Source organism: Paenibacillus sp. TY11 (genome assembly GCF_059772165.1).
Genome location: NZ_JCBAIQ010000008.1, coordinates 82,597 through 104,534, shown reverse-complemented (window position 1 = coordinate 104,534; position 21,938 = coordinate 82,597). Strand labels below are relative to the sequence as shown.

24 protein-coding genes are annotated in these 21,938 nt (G+C 44.8%); 2 read left to right on the top strand and 22 right to left on the bottom strand.

Features of this window, described 5'->3' with window-relative positions:
• Window positions 1-27: 27 nt before the first annotated feature.
• The 22 genes from dhbC to AC6EJC_RS10800 all read right to left on the bottom strand — a co-directional run bounded on the left by dhbC (window position 28) and on the right by AC6EJC_RS10800 (window position 19,745).
• Window positions 28-1,314: an isochorismate synthase DhbC gene (gene dhbC / locus AC6EJC_RS10905; RefSeq protein WP_444953987.1), complete on the bottom strand. Its 1,287-nt coding sequence runs from the start codon at window positions 1,312-1,314 to the stop codon at window positions 28-30.
• A gap of 84 nt (window positions 1,315-1,398) precedes the next feature.
• Window positions 1,399-2,184 carry a 2,3-dihydro-2,3-dihydroxybenzoate dehydrogenase gene (locus AC6EJC_RS10900; RefSeq protein ID WP_444953986.1) on the bottom strand — a complete coding sequence of 262 codons (786 nt, stop codon included), beginning with the start codon at window positions 2,182-2,184 and terminating at the stop codon, window positions 1,399-1,401.
• A gap of 317 nt (window positions 2,185-2,501) precedes the next feature.
• On the bottom strand, window positions 2,502-3,272 hold the full coding sequence (locus AC6EJC_RS10895) for an alpha/beta hydrolase (RefSeq protein ID WP_444954096.1): 771 nt from the start codon (window positions 3,270-3,272) through the stop codon (window positions 2,502-2,504).
• A gap of 118 nt (window positions 3,273-3,390) precedes the next feature.
• Window positions 3,391-4,413 (bottom strand): FecCD family ABC transporter permease, encoded by a 1,023-nt coding sequence (locus AC6EJC_RS10890; protein WP_444953985.1) that lies wholly within the window; start codon window positions 4,411-4,413, stop codon window positions 3,391-3,393.
• Complete coding sequence (locus tag AC6EJC_RS10885) at window positions 4,406-5,413, bottom strand: FecCD family ABC transporter permease (RefSeq protein ID WP_444953984.1); 1,008 nt, start codon at window positions 5,411-5,413, stop codon at window positions 4,406-4,408. Before AC6EJC_RS10885 ends, AC6EJC_RS10890 begins: the two co-directional genes overlap by 8 nt.
• Window positions 5,414-5,423: 10 nt before the next feature.
• Complete coding sequence (locus AC6EJC_RS10880) at window positions 5,424-6,404, bottom strand: ABC transporter substrate-binding protein (protein WP_444953983.1); 981 nt, start codon at window positions 6,402-6,404, stop codon at window positions 5,424-5,426.
• A 119-nt stretch (window positions 6,405-6,523) separates the two neighbouring features.
• On the bottom strand, window positions 6,524-7,213 hold the full coding sequence (locus AC6EJC_RS10875) for an HD domain-containing protein (RefSeq protein WP_444953982.1): 690 nt from the start codon (window positions 7,211-7,213) through the stop codon (window positions 6,524-6,526).
• Window positions 7,214-7,264: 51 nt separating this feature from the next.
• Window positions 7,265-7,444 (bottom strand): LacI family transcriptional regulator, encoded by a 180-nt coding sequence (locus AC6EJC_RS10870; RefSeq protein ID WP_444953981.1) that lies wholly within the window; start codon window positions 7,442-7,444, stop codon window positions 7,265-7,267.
• 149 nt (window positions 7,445-7,593) lie between these two features.
• Window positions 7,594-8,628 (bottom strand): NAD(P)/FAD-dependent oxidoreductase, encoded by a 1,035-nt coding sequence (locus tag AC6EJC_RS10865; protein WP_444953980.1) that lies wholly within the window; start codon window positions 8,626-8,628, stop codon window positions 7,594-7,596.
• A 153-nt stretch (window positions 8,629-8,781) separates the two neighbouring features.
• The gene (locus tag AC6EJC_RS10860) at window positions 8,782-9,285 is read right to left on the bottom strand and encodes a DinB family protein (RefSeq protein WP_444953979.1); all 504 of its coding nucleotides are present in this window, start codon (window positions 9,283-9,285) and stop codon (window positions 8,782-8,784) included.
• Window positions 9,286-9,301: 16 nt separating this feature from the next.
• Complete coding sequence (locus AC6EJC_RS10855) at window positions 9,302-9,751, bottom strand: hypothetical protein (RefSeq protein WP_444953978.1); 450 nt, start codon at window positions 9,749-9,751, stop codon at window positions 9,302-9,304.
• A gap of 28 nt (window positions 9,752-9,779) precedes the next feature.
• On the bottom strand, window positions 9,780-10,301 hold the full coding sequence (locus AC6EJC_RS10850; protein ID WP_444953977.1) for a GNAT family N-acetyltransferase: 522 nt from the start codon (window positions 10,299-10,301) through the stop codon (window positions 9,780-9,782).
• Window positions 10,302-10,340: 39 nt separating this feature from the next.
• Window positions 10,341-11,348, bottom strand: a complete 1,008-nt coding sequence (locus AC6EJC_RS10845) for a phosphotransferase family protein (protein WP_444953976.1) — start codon at window positions 11,346-11,348, stop codon at window positions 10,341-10,343.
• Between the two features lie 2 nt (window positions 11,349-11,350).
• Window positions 11,351-11,842, bottom strand: a complete 492-nt coding sequence (locus AC6EJC_RS10840) for an 8-oxo-dGTP diphosphatase (protein WP_444953975.1) — start codon at window positions 11,840-11,842, stop codon at window positions 11,351-11,353.
• Between the two features lie 268 nt (window positions 11,843-12,110).
• The gene (locus AC6EJC_RS10835) at window positions 12,111-13,067 is read right to left on the bottom strand and encodes an aldo/keto reductase (RefSeq protein ID WP_444953974.1); all 957 of its coding nucleotides are present in this window, start codon (window positions 13,065-13,067) and stop codon (window positions 12,111-12,113) included.
• Window positions 13,068-13,216: 149 nt separating this feature from the next.
• Complete coding sequence (locus AC6EJC_RS10830) at window positions 13,217-13,888, bottom strand: MmyB family transcriptional regulator (RefSeq protein WP_444953973.1); 672 nt, start codon at window positions 13,886-13,888, stop codon at window positions 13,217-13,219.
• Window positions 13,889-13,924: 36 nt separating this feature from the next.
• Window positions 13,925-14,386, bottom strand: coding sequence for a hypothetical protein (locus AC6EJC_RS10825; protein ID WP_444953972.1), 462 nt, complete (start codon window positions 14,384-14,386; stop codon window positions 13,925-13,927).
• An 11-nt stretch (window positions 14,387-14,397) separates the two neighbouring features.
• A complete protein-coding gene (locus AC6EJC_RS10820; RefSeq protein ID WP_444953971.1) occupies window positions 14,398-14,826 on the bottom strand; it encodes a GNAT family N-acetyltransferase in 429 nt (142 codons plus the stop codon).
• Between the two features lie 489 nt (window positions 14,827-15,315).
• Window positions 15,316-17,211 carry a beta-glucoside-specific PTS transporter subunit IIABC gene (locus AC6EJC_RS10815; protein ID WP_444953970.1) on the bottom strand — a complete coding sequence of 632 codons (1,896 nt, stop codon included), beginning with the start codon at window positions 17,209-17,211 and terminating at the stop codon, window positions 15,316-15,318.
• 147 nt (window positions 17,212-17,358) lie between these two features.
• Window positions 17,359-18,195, bottom strand: coding sequence for a BglG family transcription antiterminator LicT (licT, locus tag AC6EJC_RS10810; protein WP_444953969.1), 837 nt, complete (start codon window positions 18,193-18,195; stop codon window positions 17,359-17,361).
• Window positions 18,196-18,495: 300 nt separating this feature from the next.
• Entirely contained in the window at window positions 18,496-18,849 is a 354-nt protein-coding gene (locus tag AC6EJC_RS10805; RefSeq protein WP_444953968.1) for a FlxA-like family protein, read from the bottom strand.
• 80 nt (window positions 18,850-18,929) lie between these two features.
• The gene (locus AC6EJC_RS10800; protein WP_444953967.1) at window positions 18,930-19,745 is read right to left on the bottom strand and encodes a hypothetical protein; all 816 of its coding nucleotides are present in this window, start codon (window positions 19,743-19,745) and stop codon (window positions 18,930-18,932) included.
• A 286-nt stretch (window positions 19,746-20,031) separates the two neighbouring features.
• On the opposite strand from AC6EJC_RS10800, the gene AC6EJC_RS10795 reads away from it, so the two are divergent.
• A complete protein-coding gene (locus AC6EJC_RS10795) occupies window positions 20,032-20,607 on the top strand; it encodes a class I SAM-dependent methyltransferase (RefSeq protein ID WP_444953966.1) in 576 nt (191 codons plus the stop codon).
• A gap of 15 nt (window positions 20,608-20,622) precedes the next feature.
• Window positions 20,623-21,228, top strand: a complete 606-nt coding sequence (locus tag AC6EJC_RS10790; protein WP_444953965.1) for a DedA family protein — start codon at window positions 20,623-20,625, stop codon at window positions 21,226-21,228.
• Window positions 21,229-21,938 lie beyond the last annotated feature (710 nt).

The window sequence follows — 21,938 nt, the reverse complement described above, 5'->3', positions numbered from 1 at the left end:
ATTCCTCCTTTTTCTGTATCGTTCTCTTTATTCATACTTCAGTCCCAATGCCTGAAGCATGGTTCCAAACTTGGCTGCTGTTTCCGCCAGCTCGTCTTCCGGTTTTGAAGCCGCCACAATGCCTGCCCCTGCAAACAAACGCAAGGAATGCTGTTCAGCTTCTGCACAACGGATAGTAACCACCCATTCTCCATCTCCGGCTGCATCACACCATCCAACAATCCCCGTGTAAAAGCCCCGATCAAACGATTCGATATCTCGGATAACCTTTTTGGCCTGCTCTGTAGGCGAACCGCATACGGCTGGCGTAGGATGCAGCGCCAGGGCAACGGCCAGAGATGAAACCGCCAAATCCGCCAATTCCCCCGTAATTTCAGTCGAAAGATGCCACATCGTCTCTGTTTGTATCAGCGAAGGCTCCTGCGGCACATCCAGTCTCCGACATAGCGGTCTAAGTGCCAAGGCCACCGCTTCAACGACTACCGCGTGCTCATGCCGGTCCTTGACTGATTCCAGCAATGCCGCCGCCCGCAGCTTATCTTCGACAGGATCATCACTGCGAGGAGCAGAGCCAGCCAGCGGATTAACCGTCAGATGCAATCCTTCACGGGAAACGAGCAGCTCGGGGCTGGCTCCAATCAGCGTTCGCCGTTCCACACCAACAACATCTCTGTCTGAATCTACTTCTTTCGCCTCCAAAGCGGGTAAATCAACAGCGAAGGTATAGCCCTTGGTATTATGTCTGGCTAAATTATGCAAATAACCGGGAATATCAACCTGTTCCGAAGTATCCAGCTGTAGTGTTCTGGACAGCACGATTTTGCTCAGCTCCCCGGACGCAATATATTTCAGGGCCTGTTCCACCCCCTGTACAAACTCCGACGGTTCGGGCACGGAACGAATACCGTAGTCCGGTGCCTGCCCAAGCTTCGTCGGGTTCACACTGCTGGCAGCGTTCGCTGAACCGGCATCTTTCCAATTCTCGGTGTGCCAGTTCGTAGAGTCAGAATGAAGCGGCCCCGCCCATCGAGTCTCTGCCGGAACCAGAAGCTGTGCTGCCCGTGAATCATCAAAGGGAATAGCGCCCACCACAATCGGGTGTCCACCATAGGACTGACGCACACTCTCGAGCAGCGTGGCTACGCGCTCGGCCAATCCGCCCCCCGTATCGCTTGCATCCCCATGCGGCAATGCTCCCAACGTACCTTGAGCCAGTAAGGTCCGGCTAGGTGACGCAAAAAAGAAGGAAGAGCCTGGCTTGTAATCTTTTAGCAACTGAGTCGCTTGCACTTCAAGCGCAGTATTGGATTTCATACGTTAATTGCCCCCTTTTCAATTGTTTTCTGTCACAATTGCCATTATCTATTTCCATACAAAAATGCTACATTCCAATTCCAATCAGACACCTAACGTAGCGCCGCCATCAATTCGCAAATCATGCATCGTTATATGACGTGACTTGTTCGAAGCAAGAAAAACAACAGCAGCCGCGATATCTGCCGGATCAGCCAGCCTTTGCAGTGGAATGCCAACCTTATAAGCGTTCGGCGATCCGTCAATAGCTGCTTGTGCACCACTCTCATCAGACCACAGGGACCGCTGCATTTCTGTCTCCGTAGAGCCTGGGGACACCACATTACAGCGAATGTGATGGCAGGCAACCTCCAATCCCAAACATTTGGTAAACATCGCCGAAGCGGCCTTTGAAGCTGCATAAGCTGCCATATACATACGAGGTACAGCTCCCGCATTGGAACCCACCGTGACAATCGAACCCGATTTCCGGGGAATCATATGCTTCACCACAGCCCGGGATATGTAAAAGACACCGTTTGTGTTTACAGCAAAGGTTTCCGTCCAGTCGCTGTCACGGAGCGTGTCTACTTGCCCAATTCGTAGCACACCCGCAACATTCACCAAAATGCCGACTGGCCCGAGATGATGCTCAATCTGTTCCACCGTCTCGTCGACAGCCGCACGATGGCTGACATCGACGGGACATGCCGTTGCACGATAGCCGTCACGCACCAGCTCGTCCACAAGCCTGCTCACACCTTCTGCGTTCTGGTCTACAGCGGCAATGACTGCTCCTAATTCGGCCAGAGAACGCGCTACAGCAGCACCGATACCTTGGGCAGCACCTGTAACCAGAGCTACCTTCCCCTGTATTCCGTCATCACTCATGTTCATTCCATCCTTTCCAGCGAAACCAAAAGAAGCAGTTTAATGCCCAGTTCCTGCTGTAATCATCATTCAATTTAAATTCAAAACATTAATAATGATAATCATTATCAATAAGAAGTTACAAAATATGATAACTAAACCATCAATTACAGTCAATGTTGAAAATCGTCTGTTTTAGCCCATATTTATACATTCAAGCAAATTATCAATTCAAAAAACCCTCTCCTGGCAACATCGGAGAAGGTTTCTTGAATTTTATCCCTTTTTATACTCTATATTCCTTTAAATATCTTCGTTTTTTGATCCTTTTTATAGTTTTAGTAACAAACCGAAGCAAAACGAACGGCTCTGCTCACCAGTACTGGCAACACGGATATATGGCCTTCATCTGCAAATTCACGGAATTCTACATGCAAGCCCGAATCATTCACATTTGTTAAACGCTCGGCAAGCTCCTTGGCCTTCTCCTGCATACCACTTGAATGTCCTGCTTCCAGCTCACCCACCGCAATCAATAGCCTTTTGTTCCGCTGCTCCTGAGCTGTGGAGGCTAAAAAGTGTTTTTCTTCCTCCATAATGGCCCTCCCGCCCCAGTGAATAGAGGGACTTCCCGCCACATAGACCTGAAAAGAGTCGGGTCTTGTAAACAGGGTATGTAATACGAACAGGCCCCCCAATGAATGACCGAAGATCGTCTGCCGGCTGCGGTCGATGTGAAAATCACGCTCCACCTCAGGCTTTAGCTCATCTTCAATAAATGACAGGAAACTCTCTGCTCCCCCGCTTTCAATAGATGCTTCTCCGTTTGGTCTCACAGGAAGCTCTACTGCCGTCCCTGGCAGTGTAAGATCGTAATATCGTGAAGGATGGAACGGTGCCTCAGTCGGGTAACCTATACCGACAACGATAGCTGGAACAACGCCCGTTTTATCAGGCCGTCTGCCCTGAACACGCACCGCTTCCACCATGGTTCCAAAAACAGAATTGGCATCCAGCACATAAATAATTGGATAACCGGATACAGGAGGTTCCTCGGTAGGGATGGATATAAAAATGTGATATTCACGGTTTTCAATGCGTGAGCGCATCACTCGATGCTGACTGCGGGGAATGTACACAAGTGCGTCAGCATCGCTGGAACCATGACTTCGGATAAATTGGTTTTTGATGGGGATAACCTCCTTTGGAACCTTAATTTTAATCAAATCAGGCCGTTTTTTTCATGAGCAAGACTACAAAATAAGGGACCCCGATCACCGCAATTATCAGTCCAACAGGAATTTCCGCAGGCGCAACCACCGTTTTGGCAACAAAATCAGACAACAGCACCAGCACCATACCGACCATGCCGCATACGGGAATAACAAAACGATGATGAAGTCCAACTAGCCTTCTGGCAATATGAGGGGACAATAAACCTACAAAGCCAATCCCCCCCGAAACAGACACACAGGCACTTACCAGTCCAATGCTGGACAGCAAAAGAATAGACTTTTCCTTTTCGGTCGCAACGCCGAGACTTCTGGCCGTATTTTCATGCAATTGAAATAGATCCAGAACATACGATTTTAGCCAAATGACGGGGATTAAAATGACCAGCCAAGGAATGACGGCGGCAACCAGCTTCCAATCAGCACTCCAAATGCTTCCAGACATCCATACTGTCGCCATTTCAAAATCCGAGGCTTTCATCTTCAGCGACAGATATAAGGTCAAGGAACCGAAGCCGGAGCCAATCGCGATACCCACGAGCAGCAGACGCTGCGGATCAAGACGCCCTGCTTTCCAAGCAAATAAATAGATTAGCAGCGCAGCTACCAAACCTCCAATCAGGCCAAAAAAAGGCATAGCCAGCGCAGTAGTCCAGCCTGTCGTCTCCATTTGTCCTTGGTAAAAGAACATGAATATAACGATTGCCGCCCCCGCACCTGCATTAATGCCTAAAATACCGGGATCGGCCAAGCCGTTCCGCGTAACCCCCTGTACCGCTGCTCCAGCAATCCCAAGCCCCAGACCGACCAAGGCCGCAATCACAATACGCGGTAGCCGAAAATCAAAAATAACCAAATCCATCTGCGGAGTAGGGTTGATACGGAACAGTGTCTGAACCACTTCCTGAAGGGTCATGTCGAACTCTCCATGGGTCAGACTAATATAGGAGGCCGCTAAAATGAGCACAGCTCCGCCTGTCAGAACGAGCCCTAGCTGCATCGCACTGATTTTACGCATGCTCTCCCCCTCCTTTTCTGCGTATTAAATACAGAAAGAAAGGGATGCCAATGACCGAGGTAACCACACCAATGGGCGTTTCAAACGGATAATTAAGAAAACGGCTCAACACATCCGACATGCCCAAAAAAACGCCACCGATCAAACCAGAGCATGGAATGACCCAACGGTAATCTACTCCGATTAGATATCGGGTGATGTGCGGAATCAATAAGCCCACAAAAGCAATTTTTCCTGCCAGCGCTACAGAAACACCCGTCAGCAATGCAACGCAGAGCATGGCCCCCAGCTTGATTGGCAGTGTCCGTTGTCCCAGGCCTGTGGCGACTTCATCGCCCAGCGACAGCAGTGTAATGGGCTTTGCTAGCAGCATCGCTCCCACAATTCCCACAATGGCAAAAGGAATGGCCAGTTGAATAATTCCAGGGTCCATCTGGTGCAGACGGGCATTAAACCAGAAGCTTACATTTTGCGATACATTAAAATAAATGGAAAGAATGGCCGATAGGCTACTTAAAAACGTGCCGATGATCGTTCCCAGAATAGCCATACGAACAGGAGCAAGGCCACCGGGGATCATCCAGGCTAAACCAAATACAATAGCTACTCCCAGGCCCGATCCCACAAAAGAACTGCCGATCAGGCTCATGGAAGTGGAGTTCGGTGCCAAAATCATCATCAGCGTAATCACAAACGCAGCCCCATCCGACACGCCCATAATAGAGGGCGAAGCCAGAAAGTTTCGCGTCATTCCTTGCATAACGGCACCTGAAATTGCGAGAAAGCCACCAATCAATATAGAACCGACTGCTCTGGGCAGACGTGAGCTTAAAACAACCTGATGATCCACACTTCCGGCATCAAAATGGAAAAAGGCAGCAATTATCGTCTCCCATCCTATCGTTTTAGTTCCGTACATCACAGAAAGCAGCAACGTTAAAACGATAAACAAAGGAGAGGCTAAAATTACAAGGTAAGGAGAAATCAACTTTTTTCCCATGTTCCTTCCCTTATTGCGAAAGCCGGTTTACGACCGCTTCCAAAAAGGCAATTTTGCTCCATGAGGTACCGCCCTGAGCATTGGGATCTACAATGTTGACGAAGGTTTTCCCATTCTTGACGGCATTGATACTGCTCCAAATCGGATTCTTCTCCAGATCCGCCAATGCCTGCGGCTGATCCTTGTTTTCTCCTTCTGAAAATTGCACGAAAAGATAATCCGGATTCATATCAGCTAATTTCTCCAGGGAAACCGCCTCTTGTGCTTTGACTCCATTTAACTCTTCTGGCACCTTGGCTCCAAGATCAACATACAGCGAAGGATTGAAATATACATCCGCAGGATATACATACAGATTGCCTGTACGAATCCGTACCATAAGCACCTTTTTGTTTTCCCATAATGGCTTGAGCTTTTGTTGGGCCGCCTTCACATCTTGCTTGTACTTGTTCAGTATCTCTTCCGCCTTGGCCTCTTTCCCCGTAAGCTGTCCCAACATTAGGAGGTTCGCTTCCCAGTTCGTTGAAATGTGGGATACTGGAATTAGTGTAGCGACCTTACCCAGCTGTTCTGCCACCGCAGGCCGAAATTTGGAACTCCCAAGAATCACATCTGCCCTCAGTTTCAGGATCGTTTCAGCGCTAGGCTGCATCCGGTCACCGACATCTGCAGCTCCTTCCATCGCTTTTTCCATATATTTAGGGAATTTCCCTCCTGAAGTGACCGCCCCAATCGGCTTTACTCCCAGGACAGCCGCATCTTCCATCGCTTCCAGACTAGCTACAATAATATGATCCGTCTTGGTCAGTTTGTACGTTTTATCCATATATGTAATAGTCTTGCTACTTTCTTGATCGGAAATGGACGTCTGCGTCGATGCATTGGGTTTACCTTGTACCGAGCTATCCGCCTCCTGCCCCTTTCCACCACATGCCGTCAACAGCAAACTTGCCGATAATAAGGTACACACCCCTACTGCAAACTTCTTCATAACCTGAATGACTCCCCTCTAAATACTTAAATTATTGATAATAGTTATCATTATCGATGATAACTATTATCAATAGTAGGAGAGAAATCACTGTATTGCAATATTTTTTCTAAAATTTATTAAAAAATGCTTTCTCCTCCCTTTTTGATATCATCCACATTCCATTCCCTGTAGAATTGCTCCAGGTACTTCTCCATCCACTGATGCCGGGTCATCGCCAGTTGTTTGGCATAAGCGGTATTCATTAAATCCTTGAGCTTCAACAGCTTTTCGTAAAAATGGTAGATGGCGCTTTTGCCTGCGGCACGATAATCGTGCTGTGAAAAATCTTTATCCGGGTGATGCATCATAGTGCCTTTTGAGCCTGCATACATAAAGGTTCTTGCAATACCGATCGCTCCAAGGGCATCCAACCGGTCTGCATCCTGTACAACCTGACCCTCCAGCGTCTCCATAGGCGGATTTTGGCCACCATTGTAGGACATCGTCGCAATTATAGTCATCACGTGCGTGATGACCCCAGAATCACTTACATGCAGACGCAGCCACTGCTCAACTTTATCCAGCCCCGCTTGTTTGGAATCATTTAATTTTTCATCTGCTACATCATGCAGCAGTGCTGCCAGTTCACAAACAAACAAATCTGCACCCTCTTGGGCAGCAATTGCAAGAGACAACTTTCTCACCCGGTCAATATGCCACCAATCGTGACCACTGTGGTCATGCTCCAACTGCTGCTGTACAAAGGACTCTGCCTTTTGAATAATATCTGCCATAACAGTTGCCTGTTGCTCTGTTCGTTTTTCCATAGGTCACCTTCCGATCCCGCCGTACATTCTATGGCAGGCTAATATAATTTTTTAACGCTTGTCCAGTTGCCTACTACGAATCATCGAGAGCGCTTTACGGGCAGCCGGCTTCCCATTCGGCATTCCGTGCTCCACCACTTCTTTTAATGATTCTGTCGCTGGCTCATACCGATGATGCCCCAAAAGGACACACGCACGTTCCTGCACATACATATCCTCTCGTATGCACATTTTTCACTCTCCTTGTCTTACTGCTCCACATCTACTATATAGGCTGAACTCGAAAAATGTACATAAAAACTTCCAGAACCACATCTAATGGTCCTGGAAGCTCCTTTATGCCCTGCTTATTTTATTCATATTCAGCCTGTTTCCGTTGGCTACTCCACGACACCAAGCTCGCGGTTTTTTTCCTTGAAGCGGCTGTTGTGAGAAGAAACATATGCGGCTTTGTCAGCTGCCGGATCAATGTACAGCTTGGCGCTGTTTAATGCAAGGGCGGCATCGGTGAACGTACCTGCAATCAGATACAGCTTGCTTCCGTACTCGACAAAATCGCCTGCGGCGAAAATCCCCGGTAGATTCGTTTCCAGCTTTTCGCTCACTCGGGCATGCCACTCTCCCATATCCAGTCCCCAATCCCGAAGCGGGCCGAAATCGGATTTTAGACCATGATTCACGATGACTGCATCAACATTCAGCATCTGTATTTCGCCCGTATCCACATGACTGATCGTCACTTGTTCAATCGTCTCTCCGTTGTTGCTATGTAGCTGACTCACCGCATAGGGTGTGAGAACACGGACAGAAGATGCTTTCATACGAGCTACATTTTTCTCATGTCCGCCAAAATGATCCCGACGATGTACAACTGTCACACTCGCCGCAATAGACTCCAGTTCATTCGCCCAATCCACAGCCGAGTCGCCTCCACCGGAAATCAGGACATGCTTGCCTCGGAACGGCTCCAATTCTTGCACAGTATAATGCAAGTTTGTGACCTCATAGCGGTCAGCTCCTTCAATCTCCAGCTTGGCCATTTTGAGAATGCCGTAGCCTACTGCCAGGACCACCGTACGTGTCCAATGCTGCTCCCCTGTCGCAGAGGTCAGCAGGAAGGTTCCATCCTCTTGCCGATCCAAACCTGTGATCTGCTGTCCCAGCACAATCGTAGGCTCGAACGTCCGCGCCTGCTGCTCTAGCTGATCGATCAGCTTTTCACATAATATCGGCGTGACACCTCCAACATCCCATATCATCTTCTCCGGATATATGCGCATCCGTCCGCCTAGCTCATGCTTGGCTTCGATCAGCTTGGTTTTCATATCTCTCATTCCACTGTAAAACGCGGTATACATACCGGCAGGACCGCCGCCGATGATCGTTACATCATATAATTCCAAGGACTCTGTCACTCTGCAACTCTCCCAACCATAGCGTGATATATCTGCCCCTATTATAAGTGATAATAATTATCAATATCAATTAAGAAATAAAAACATGACGATAACAGAGGTTTTTGTGACCTTGGAACTATATTTTATAGATTTATATGGCCGATACTTTCGTTATTCTCGTATGTTATGCAAGGATTGCTGCACTATCGCATGCAATGCTTTTTCATTAAGTCCTGTCTGTACAAATTGAAAACGATGATCTGCCAATCTCTGAACTCGGTCTATGATCTGCCCCAGATGATAAGCCGTATGCTCCACCACATGGTATACGTTATACATATCTATCGCGCCCGTATTGTCCAATGCTGCACAGAAGGATGAAAAAGCTTCTTCAACTTCATCCATAAGTTGTTCCTTGTTTTGCATGGAAGGTATAAAGCTATCCTCCATTCCTTGCTTGTATGTAATCGTCGGATCTATGAGCTTGGCTGCGTTTCTACGCACATGCACCATGATATGGTTGATGGTCCCACCAATACTGTTCGTTTCCGCCTCACCAATACGCCATAGCACCTGTTCATCCAAAAGCCCAATGCATGCCCGCAGCTTTACCAAATATTGATCGTACATTCTGTGCTTGGAGATGATTTTAAATTCATGCATGGAAGAATTCATATTCCCCCTGCTCCTCTCATATGAATCGTTCAAAAAAATGGTTTCCATTTATAATCCAATACCGTTCAGATGAAGGTACCTCGTTCAAAAAGTTTTGATATTCTCCTTTCCATCCCGCTGGGACATAGTGTTCAAACGAAGCTGGCTCTGGAAATAGCGAATAGAGAACTTTCTCGTCAAAGTTAACATACAGAGCAGGACAGAACTCCAACACTTCATCCTTATGCTGGATAGCATCATCCAGTAACTGTAGCATTGAAGTTAGTTCACCAGTAGCCACCTTATATTCACAGATGTGATCCAAAAATGCTCCCGCTGTGGTTTCATCCAAAATAGCGATACCGAACCGTTCCTCCATTTCGATAGTCAGAAACCAATACTCTCTTTCCGTCACATACCAGTTCCATTTCCCTTCAAAAATAACACCAACAATAATGTTTTGCGCATATTCAGGCCATAATTTCATGAGCTTCTCGCGTTCCCCTCTTTCTCACTCACAGTTCGATCCAAAACCGGTTTACACGGTTTCCGTCTTCCTCTATGTAATCCTTGTCCGGCGTTCCGCCGTTTCGCAGGATCGTTCTTTTGGAGCTGATATTATCAGAGTCGCATACGACCAGAGCTCGGGAAATCCCCAGTTCTTTTGCTTTTTCCAATGCCAAGGCCAACATAGTTACAGCGTACCTGTTCCCTCGTGCAGAAGGACGGATACCGTAACCAATATGACCCCTGGCATTTAATAGGTGCTCGTTAAGATTATGCCGGATATTCACCGCTCCGAGGACCTGATTATCCGCATCCATAAGCCAGTATGTTGAGCTTTTGACCCAGCCCTCAGACAGATTAATTCCATTTTCCTGATTACTTAAAAACGTCAGCATACCTTCAAAATCATACGGTTCTATAGAAATCACCCAAGGCACCATATGCTCCTGGCTCTGTTTCCATTCCTCATAAAATGAAAGATAAGCATCCTTCCAGCCCCGATCCGGCTTTACCAATCTGACTGTCTGCATTCCACTCACTGTCCTCTCATTAAGCACCCAATTCATCTGCTATTTCTCATATACCTCAATATCTATGAACTTTTGCGCCCAATCTGCAAAAGAGAGCTTATCATCCCAGGTGACTTGCTTCATCGCTTTGGCACATCCCCAGTTTAGAACCTGCTGATGCAGCATATGCACCCGGAAACGCTCAGTAAATCCTTCTTTAGCTTCCATCCCTTGTGCGTAAGCAGTAAGAAAACCTTTTGCCAACTCTTCTTCGCCGTTCTCCAGATACATGGTGGTTATTTTCGGAAGGTCTGCAACCCCATCCCCAAAATAGGCTGTCGTAAAATCAAAAAGACCACTGACTCTCCAACCCTTATCCCCATTCTGTACAAGAAAATTTTGCGGTTTAAAATCCCCCATCACAAAGGTGGCAGCTTCCAGCTGATCGAATGCTTGACGGGAGCCTTCCAAGATTTCCTCTACCCATTCCATATCCTGTACAGAAATGTTCGAGTATTTTGGGGCGTCCTCTAGCCAATATCGAATTCGCCCATACAACCATACTCGATAAGAAACTTCAAAAGGACGAATGGTTAGAGTTGTTGTATCCAGCTCTCCACTGTTCTTAACCTTCCAGCTATGAAGCTCCAACAGGACCGTAGCAAGCATTTCAGCCATTTGCTGTTTATCCAGCGAGGTCAGCTTTGCTTGCAACTGAGGTGTATGTATGTGCTGACCGTATAGACGGGGCATAACAGCATAGCTCCAACCAAAAATATCCTCCGTATCATCGACAAGATACGGTGTTGGCACGGGAATTGGAATCCGTGTCTGGATTTGCTCGATCATAAACTTTTCTTCCACCCATTGCCCCGGAAAAAGCGGGTTTCCCTTCAGCACAAACTGCCCAGCCGTTGATGAGACATAGAGAGTTTGTCCTAAAACACCTTCTACCGTTTTTTCATAAGACAGCAAACGCCCCAAATCAAAACGTTTCAGCATCCTTTGCATTTGATCATTTGTTACCTCACCTAGCCGATTAGACGAAAAATAAATGGTCGTCGTCATCTTTACACCCCATAGCTCTTCATTGTTGCTTCCAGGGTTTCATCCGTATCCGCCAGCCACACGAAACTAACTTCAAACGTTCCCGGCTCAAAAAACAATGGAAATCTCCGCTTAAACCAGTCCTGCATCGGCAGATTTAGCGCTTCCTTCATGTCCACCCACAGCAGTTCTCCCTCAGGGGGATTTTTTAATAGTTCACCTTCAGTTGCTGTAGCCAAATAGTTAAAGACCATATATCTCAGCCCTTGACTTGGATCACAATATTCGTCAATTCCTTTAAATACAATTTCCGTAACGGTTAAGCCTGTTTCTTCCTTTACTTCACGAATGGCTCCATTCACAATGCTTTCTGGAAACTCTACTTTTCCTCCTGGAGCAATATAACCTGGAAACCCCTTTCGATTGGGTCTATTCATAAGCAATACCTTGCTTCCGTCTTGAATCATGCACATGGTATATATTTTGTGTGTCACTTCTGTTGTCAATCTGATCATACCTTTCTTTATTCACGATTCTCTATGATCTAGCTTTTAACTTTCTCACCGACATATTGTGGTTAAATATGGTATTCTCCATACTTTAACGCGTTATTTTGTAGAGTGCAATAACTCTAACCATAGGCTAGATCAGAGAACTCATGCATAGGACGGTCAAAATTAGCAAAAAAAGACCGTCTTTCTGTAGAGCCGTTGGTACTACCAAGCGACTCCAGAAAGGAACGGTCTTATCATAAACTTAATCATCATGCCAATACTCAGGTTCCTAGACACGACCCGGATAACGAGAACCTGCTGCGAAGCCTTTGGGCGAAATACGCTCGATCTCTTGAAGCTCTGCTTCCGACAAGGAAACCTGTAGAGCGCCAAGGTTTTCCCGCACTCTTTCCAGTCTCTTCGTTCCTGGAATCGGGACGATATGGTCACCCTGCGCCAGCAGCCATGCCAGTCCCAACTGAGCAGAAGTACAGCCTTTTTGCGCTGCCAGTTGTTCGATCAGAGAGACAACCTCCAGATTTTTGGTGAAATTCTCGCCTTGGAATCGCGGGAAATGTCGACGGTAATCATCCTCGGGCAGATCGTCAAATTTCTTGATCTGACCCGTGAGGAAACCTCGACCCAGTGGACTGTAAGGTACGAAGCCGATTCCCAATTCGTTCAGAAGCGGAAGGACTTCATCTTCCACTTCTCTGCTCCACAAGGAGTATTCGGTTTCTACTGCGGTGATCGGATGCACCGCATGCGCGCGGCGGATCTGCTCAGCCGACGCTTCCGACAGGCCGATATAACGGATTTTCCCTTCCTTGACCAAATCGGACATCGTTCCAACGGTCTCTTCAATCGGAGTATTGGGGTCGACCCGATGCTGATAATACAAGTCGATATAATCGATCCCCAGATGATACAGACTGGCATCCACGGATTTTTTAATATATGCCGGATCTCCCTTGGGTCCCTGAGTGTGCGTGATCCCGAATTTAGTCGCAATCACTACCTCATCCCGTCGACCCTTGAGTGCACGTCCAACCAGCTTCTCATTGCCGCCGAACTTCTGTTGTGCGTATTCCTCACCATAAAGATCTGCTGTGTCAAACAGCGTTACACCAAGATCCAGCGCCCCCTGAAGTGTGCACACCGACTCCTCGTTGTTCGGCATCATCATCGTGCCAAGGCCCAGAGCTGATACCTCCAGCCCTTCACGTCCCAGTTTTCTTTTCAGCATATCATGGTTCCCTCTTTTCTTTGGGTAATGGATGGAATGAATATGTACTCATTCTAATGGACCCGTATGGAGGCAACCACAGTACGTTTATACTAGAAACAAGATTAACAGGCAGAAGATCGTCTTATGGTCATTGCTGTTTATTCAGATCACGTTTTTTCTTCCAAAACTGGCGTGTAGATACAAATGTGCAGACCCGGATGGTCAGCAATACTCGCTAAGGAATTAATATCATAAGAAACTGCCTCCACAGCGTCAGAAATTTGAAAGGACACCCGATTCACTTTTTTAAGTTGGATCTGGTGCAGCTTCCACATGGTGTCAAACTCCATACTTTCCACACGCAGCCGTTCTACCGTCTCCTCAAACCAAGGATCTCCTAAATACTTGTCATAATAGGTTCTAAAAACAGCGACCGAATACGACGCAAACTCTTCCCAATTAACCATACGGCTACGTAATTCGGGATCGACGAACAATAAACGAATCATGACGCGTTCCGAAGCTGACAAGGAAGAGAAATCAGTAATGACCTCATTCGCCGCACTATTCCAAGCAAGTACTTCCGCTCTCTCATTGCTGATGAAGGAAGGATAGGACAACTGATCTATAATATTTTGCCCCTGTGGATTCAGTGTTGTATGGATGCAAGACACAGCGTTTGTCTCATTGGGATCCCACAATTGAATGAGATGTGCGCGCTCATCATAGGTTAATTGAACCTGTGAAAGTCTAAGACCTGCCTGCTCCGGCTGAAGGCGATTTCTACGTGATTTCAGAAAAGCACCCAACGTTTTGGATTTACTATAATCATTAGACATGTGTCACCTCTTTTCGAATCAATCACCACAGAACGGTCACAGTCCCTCGTCAAACAACTGCAGGCCTATGATTTCAAAGGCGACGCCGTCGCCCGCTTTAACGTTTATATCACTATTCATATCGTCAGAATCCAAAATAAACATAGCATCTCCAACTACAATCTCCAGACATTCTATCTCGCCTGCTTCGCCTTGCATCACTTGATGTATCGTTCCTTGAATCCAATAGTCGCCTAACTTTGGTTGAGGTCGAAAAATCCCTGTCTCTTCAGTAGACTTCAGCCTTCTGAATCCTTGTATACTGGATTGAGAAGTCTCGACCGAAATTACACAACCAGGAATCAACTTATCCAAGCTTTGTTCATACGGGACAACATATGCATATCCGGAAGTCAGTTCATGCCAAAAATATGTCCAGTAGCCGTATACTTTTTCCTCGCCAATACTACGAATGATGATGTGATGATCTTTATTTATTTCCTTGATCTGTACGCGCATATATAGAGTCCTCAGTAGATATCTTTCTTATAATAATAGTGTTTAAAGCCTCTCGGAGCATCGTCAATGACACCAACTACTTCATACCCATGCTTTTCATAGAATTCGGGCGCTTGAAAAGTAAAGGTATTAAGTTGTATAAAATTACATCCTTTTTCTTTAGCAATTTGTTCGATTTCACCAAGCAGTTGTGAACCATAGCCCTTTCCTCTGTAGCGCTGATCTACCCACAAAATATCAACCTCCACCCAGTTCCAACATAGTACACTTAGAAGACCGCCCATGACCTGACCGTCTTCATTTTTGAGCGTAAGATTAATCTCTTCGTATCGGGTTCGAATATCTGTAGGGACGTATTTCGCATTAAACTCAATCAACTTGTTTCTGACTAAACGCGCTTCATCCCTACTACTTCGACTCATCTGAGGTTCCAGCGTCATGGCATAAATCCTCCAATTTAAAATGAATACTAGCACTTACTGATTTAAATATATAAAATAATATGGTTAAAATACTTTCATCTTCCTACTGTTATATATTGTATATACTTTTCTATGTTTAGTCACATGAATCATTTAAACAGATAAAATTATTCGCTCTATATAGCGCTGATTGAAAGTCGCTCCCTGGCTTCATGCAAAATACTTAAGTAAACGTAAAAACAGTTGCTGGTTTAATAGACCAGCAACTGTTTTTATTCCTATGGATTTAATTGAAGTGACTTCTAACGTCTTACTGCTTATGAAGCACTGACTGGAGTCAGCTTGCCGCCGCCAGACAGGGTGATCGTCTCCACGATCTACATCCCCAGACAAGCTGGTGTTATTAACCGTAATGCTGTTTCTACCTTCAATGACAGCCGCTTCCGATCCGGTTGCTTTTAGGTCCGAATCAATCTGCCAGCCCCATTCCGATGAAGACAGATTTGCTTAGACAACAAGCGTCAGCAACTTATCTTGTGCCAAAACCGATGAGTTTGTTGTTTCAATAACATCCAAATAATCGCTGGTATTCGAGATTATAACAGGCGTGATCGGATTGTATCCGGCTTCCTTAATCTTCTCAAGATCAAAATCAATTAATAGATCTCCTTTGCGGACCTGATCTCCTGCCTTCACTCGAGGCGTGAAGTATTGCCCTTTTAATTGAACGGTATTGATTCCAATGTGAATCAATATTTCTGCGCTATTCTCGGACAGTATAATTACAGCATGACCTGACTTAAGTACAGTACCAATCGTACCGTTCACTGGCGAGAAAGCTTGGCCAACACTCGGGATTATTGCAATACCTTTCCCCATAGCACCTTCTGCAAAGGCAGGATCGGGAACTTCAATCAAGGATTTCACATCACCTGTTAATGGGCTGATCAGTACCTCTTTCTTTAAGCTCGGCGAACCATCAATAACATTGACACTTGCTTCTGGCTGAATAGCCTTTGTTTCTACAGTAGGAGTTACATCAATTGGCTCAGTTACTGTTACAGCTTTTTTATCCATGTATCCGAAAAGAATCGTCAGAATCAAACCAATACCCATGGCAGCTGCAATTCCTATTAAATAATGCCCAATAGGTTCAAATGCACCGATCGAAAAAATATTTTGGAAGACAAATGCTGTAGCATACGTATGAAAACCGCCATTAATTGCCCCTCCGATAGCTCCAGCAATAATAACATAGGGAATCGTGCGCTTGTAACGCAGCAATATCCCGTAGACAGTCGGCTCAGAGACACCTGCTAACAACAGACTTAATGTAGAGGAACCAGCAATTGATTTCAAAGGCTTTTCTTTGGATTTAATGAAAACAGCCAGTGCCACCCCGGCCATCGCGAAGTTAGAGGCTGCCCACATCGCAAGGATTGGATCGGTTCCATTCGTAAGATTTGCCAGAACGATCGGAATAATGCCCCAATGAAGGCCAAAAACAACAAGGAAAAAGATTAACCCGCCAATGACAGCTCCTGTCAACAGCCCGCTTACTCCCATGAGATAATTAATGGCATCTGCTATCGCGTTTCCGATATATACTCCAAATGGGCCAAAGATCATAACAGTGAGCGGTACAATGATGACTAAGGACAATAACGGAACCAAAAACGTCTGCAGCTCTTTATAGATGATTTTCTTTAGATATTTCTCCACGTAAGAGAATATCCAAATAGCTACGAACACCGGAAAGACGGTTGACGAATAATCCATTAGGACTACAGGAATGCCTAGAAATGAAGAAGTATCTCCATTGGCCAATAACCCCGTAAAATTCGGCTCCATTAATGCTGCACCGATAACTCCACCTACATAAGGATTGGCGCCGAATTTGATCGCTGCAGAGACGCCCAGGAATATAGGCAGGAAATAGAAAACGGCATTTGCTGCTGCAGCCAGGATTAGGTAAGTTCCACTTTCCGCAGAGATCCATTCAAAAGTTGTGAATAAGGTTAAGAAAGCTTTAAGTATCCCCGCCCCCGCCATAGCAGGCAACAGGGGAGATAAACTTCCAGAAATCACCGCAAAAATTCTGGACATGATCTTCTCTTTAGGTTTATCTCCATCCTCGGATGCAGTATTGCCCGCCCCTAGTTTGCTGGTTTTCATAATCTCTTGATACACGTGTGCAACGTCATTTCCGATAACCACTTGGAATTGACCACCACTTTCTACGACCGTTAGCACTCCTTCTAAGCTTTTCAGCTTCTCTTTGTCGGGTACATGATTGTCTTTTAAATTAAATCTCAACCGGGTTGCACAATGGACAAGATTCGTAACATTCTCCTCTCCCCCAATGTTCTGCACGATATCTTTGGCTAATCTTTCGTACTTCATTTGTTTTCGCTCCTTTAGACCTCATTCTTTTAATATGAAACAAAAAAACCTGAACAGGTGATAAAGCACACTGAAAACCAGTACACTCATCACTTATCCAGGCTTTGCCCAATTAATGGTAACAACCCTGCTATTTATTGTAATAGGCTAATCTCTGCTGGTCACACGCCTGATATGGAGCATGAAATAGACCATTTCACCTTCGGTTGTCTCAACTTGATACTCTTCCCGTAAATATGCTCTTACCTTCTCACTGCAGGCAAAAGCTTCAGGATACTTAACAACGACTTGTTCGTAGAGCTCATCATCCTCAAAAGGAATCGATTCATGACGCATGGTGCGATAAGAAAAATATTTTAAGTGAGTCACAAAGCGGCTATAATTTAACGAATTCTCATCTAGCTCAATCCCATAATGAAGTGTTACTATATTAAGAATTTCTTGAACCATCTGGGTTACCATTAAGGTCTGTTCCATTTCCTGACCATCCTGCTGGCCATTCACAAAATGCATTGCAATAAAGCCAGCTTCATCTACAGGTAATTTAATTCCTGTTTCCTTTTCAATTAAGTATAATGCGTGCATTGCCGTGTGATATTCTTTCGGATAAAACTTCTGTATCTCCCAGAGCAGCGCATTCTTGAGACTCAATCCCTGTGCAGCACGCGTAATTGCATAACTAATATGATCTGTAAGAGCCAGGTAGATATTATTGCTAAAGGAAGTGTTGAGATCCTTTACTGCATAACGGATAATTTGATCAGTCAATTCTAGATGCTTTGTAGGAATTTCACTCAGTAATGTGGATAGCCGCTCAGATAATTCTTTAGTCTCCATCACGAAAGTCTTCTCAATTCTGGATGGATCTATATTTTCACCTGGATTTTTCTGATAGGCTAGTCCCTTTCCAATAACAATTATCTCGGATCGATTTGGTCCTTCAACCAATGCAACATTATTGTTGAATACTTTTTTAATCCTCATGAGTTCGCCCACTTTGTATTTTTTACTAACAAAAAAAAACCTAAACTAATCCAAAACTAAACATAATTTAGTACGGATTGGTTTAGGCTTTGCCTGCATTGCAGTAACAACCCTAATATTAATTATATAGTTATTATATAGGATGGAGATAGCGTTTTCAACAAAAAATAATCTCAAATCTGGATTTTGACACCTGTCGCTTAATTTAGTAATTGCATAGCAGAAGCGGGCCCCGATGAAACGGAGAGCCCGCTATCCTTTGTATCCATCCTCTGTCATACAGGAGAAGAGATGGAATGATTAAATTGAAATATCCAGTGATTTTCCAACTCCCGTAATATCACTGCTGTTAGCGCTGTTGATACGATTTGTTTCCGTGTTACTTGGAGCGGGCTTTTCCATTTTTGGAGTTGACGTGCCGCTGGATTGCGAACTTTGCTGTGCAATTTGAGCTTCAATCTGTTTAATTTGCTGCTGAAGCTGCTTCATTTTTGTTTCTTTTGTATCTTTATTATCCTTACTTTGCTGTACCTTGTTATACTCCGCTTCAAGTTGAGCTTTTTGCTTTTCCAGACTAACTGTATCGTTGGTACTGGATGAAGATGAAGTGCTTGCAATAGATATTGAACTGCTGGATGTGGATGAAATGTTCATACGAGATTTCTCCTTTATAAAAGTATGAGTTTACAAGTGTGGGCTAACCAGTTCTAAGTCATGGTATTGCTTTCTAATGACTATGACGACGATGATACAGATTGTTCAAAAATCTTAGTGACTTTATCGAATAAAGCCGATATTTCTTCATCTGTTGCATTCGATTCATCTGTATTTCCCCACGCGTTTTTTAATGCAGAAAGCAGATCTGTTTCCTGATCTTTTTCCGAAGCTGTTGACCCGGATATAAGACGGGAGCTCAGGAAACTTTGCAAATCACTCAGTAAAGATCGTTTTTTATCTACTGTAAGCTCTTTTTCAGATGTAGTGCTGTTATCCTCTTGATTGGAAGCCTCTTGGATATTCCATGCAAATGGAGGCATAATTCCGCCCATGGCCTGCATCATAGGAGGCAGACCACTGCTATCAACCTCAGGCCGGAATGAGTCCCCTTCAGGTGGCGGTGCAGGGCGATTATTTTGGATGGCTTTTGCTATCTTATCGAATAGATCTGATACTTCCTCATCTGTTACCGTCAAAAGATCCACACCGGATAATAAGTCGCTGACTGAAGCCAACGGATTCTTCGTGCTATTGGTGAGTTCATCCGTTTCAGATAAAGCACTTGAATACGTCAGGTAACTTTTTAGATCTGATAACAGCGTTTTTTGTTCGTCCGCAGTCAGTGTAAGGGTATCCTGGTCGTACTTGTAATCATTACTGTAGTTTTGCATTCCCCCAGCGTATTCCATAAATTCCGCGCTCAATTCGAGTGAATCGTTAGATTTCTTGTGTGTAGTATGACCTGTGTTATTTAGTCCATTCTTGTTTGACTTCACCGTATTCGAATGATCATAGGAAGTCGTGATTAGATGCCTGTTAATGGATAGTGACAAAGTTGATCCCCTCTCCGTGTACATATGTTTTTAGCTGCCCACCTACCTTTCATCGGTAGCAAAACTGAATGTAACCTGAAAGTATGCTGAATGATAACTGAATAAATGCAGACTGACAAATACCATAACCCTTTTCTTATTTCCTAGACCATAGTCAAGGAAAATCCCCTCCGCAGGACGGGGGGATTAACCCTACTCGAGACAGGAGTAAGTAAAGGGATAATTTGTTACTCTTAGCAAAGAATAAATGAACGTATTTTAATAATTGAAAGTAGGGGAATGATGTATGATCCGTATCAGTCATTTGGTTCACGAAAGACTTATGTTCCTATTCAAATTTTTGTACTCGCCTGCATATGTGGGTAGTGTAACACCAAGTTCCAGATTTTTAGCTAAAAATATGATAGAATCCATTCCATGGAGTGAAGTTCATGCTGTTGCCGAGCTTGGTGCTGGCACGGGGGCAATTACCCAATACATCCCGTCTGCTGCTGAATTTCAACCAAAGGTTCTACTCTTTGAGAAGGACCAGACCATGCAGCAGAGTTTAAAAAGAAGATTCCCGAATTATCTGTGCTATTCCGACTCGCGTGAGCTTCAGCTTGCTATGAAAAATGCCCAAATTGAACAGCTTGACTGCGTAATCAGCGGGCTCCCATTTTTCAACTTTCCACAAGTGATGCGAAATCAAATTGTAGAACAAATTCATCTATCACTCAGGGATGGAGGAATGTTTGTCGCCTTTCAATACTCTAAACAGATGAAGCAGCAGTTAGGTGAATGGTTTGATATTGAAGAAATCAAGTTTGTACCTATGAACGTTCCACCCGCATTCGTCTATGTATGCCGAAAGAAAGCATAAGAAAGGAGTATAGCTATGGACGTTGAATATTTAATTTCCATCATCGAACAATACGGCTATGCAGCACTATTCTTTTCTCTATGGCTCGGAATTGTGGGGCTGCCCATTCCAGACGAAGTCATTGTGATGACTGGCGGGGCCGTAACAAGCATGGGTATACTTCATTCATTACCCGCTTTTTTAATTGTATATCTTGGGGTTATATCAGGCTTGTCCTTAGGTTATATATTGGGGAGAACCTTGGGTACACCCATTCTAGATCGTTTGCGCCGAAAGAAAAAAATGGACAAGTACATTAAGTATTCGGAAAATTTGGTACATAAGTATGGAAACTTCACTATTTGCATCAGTTATTTGCTGCCGATCGTCCGTCACATTATCCCTTATATTGTCGGAATCAATAAAATGAGCTTCAAGCGCTATGCCCTCTTCTCTTATTCAACGGGCTTGATCTGGACGCTAATCTTCTTTCTGCTCGGACGTATCTTTGGCGATCATGTACAAGCAGCAGGAGAACTGATCCATCGTTATGGCTTGCAGATCGCAATGCTTCTCTGCGTGCTGATAATAATATTCTTATTAATGAAATATGTATGGGGGAAGAAAACAACGGAGGATTAAAGGTTGAGTATATTCGGCATGTTCATTTTGGCGTTACTTACCTACATGAAAAAGAAATAGACCGCCCTAACCAAAGGTCAACGATCTATTCTCGACCTTATCTTATGCGGCCGACTGCTCTTTATGCAGTTGCTGTATGCTGGAGCCGTGTTAGAGCACGGCTCCTTAATTATTCTTACCTCATTATAACCGATATTACGTAATTGCGTGTTTTTATTGCTTGGATAATTATATAAGCGAATTTAAAAGTTACCTTAGTGCCACTACGCAGACAGATGGTGCTTCCCATCGCCACCGCCCCCGGATTTCTGAAATAAAATCTTTCATCGGTAGAAATCCGGGAAGGTGATGCTTTCGAAGCGAGCTTTCCTCCGGAAAAACTTTTAAAGCGACCGTTTCGCTTGTACAGCATCATTCCGTCTACTCCGTTTTCCATGTACATTTTTTCAGTTCAGCTTATATAGACTTTATTCCTCACATGACAGGTCAGAGCTATAGGATCAGCTCATAATGGTAAAATCCCCCATTCTTGATATATTGATTTCTTTCATACACTCTTTACGTTGAAACATTATTCTTTCCTGCCGTTACCCAATTCCCTTGGTCCTGTTAGTTTGCCATGTTGCTGAGCTGCGTTCAATAATAGTTGGGAGATCCTTCGTTTTCGGTATTCTTCATCCACGAATAAATCATCAACATCCAAGATCATT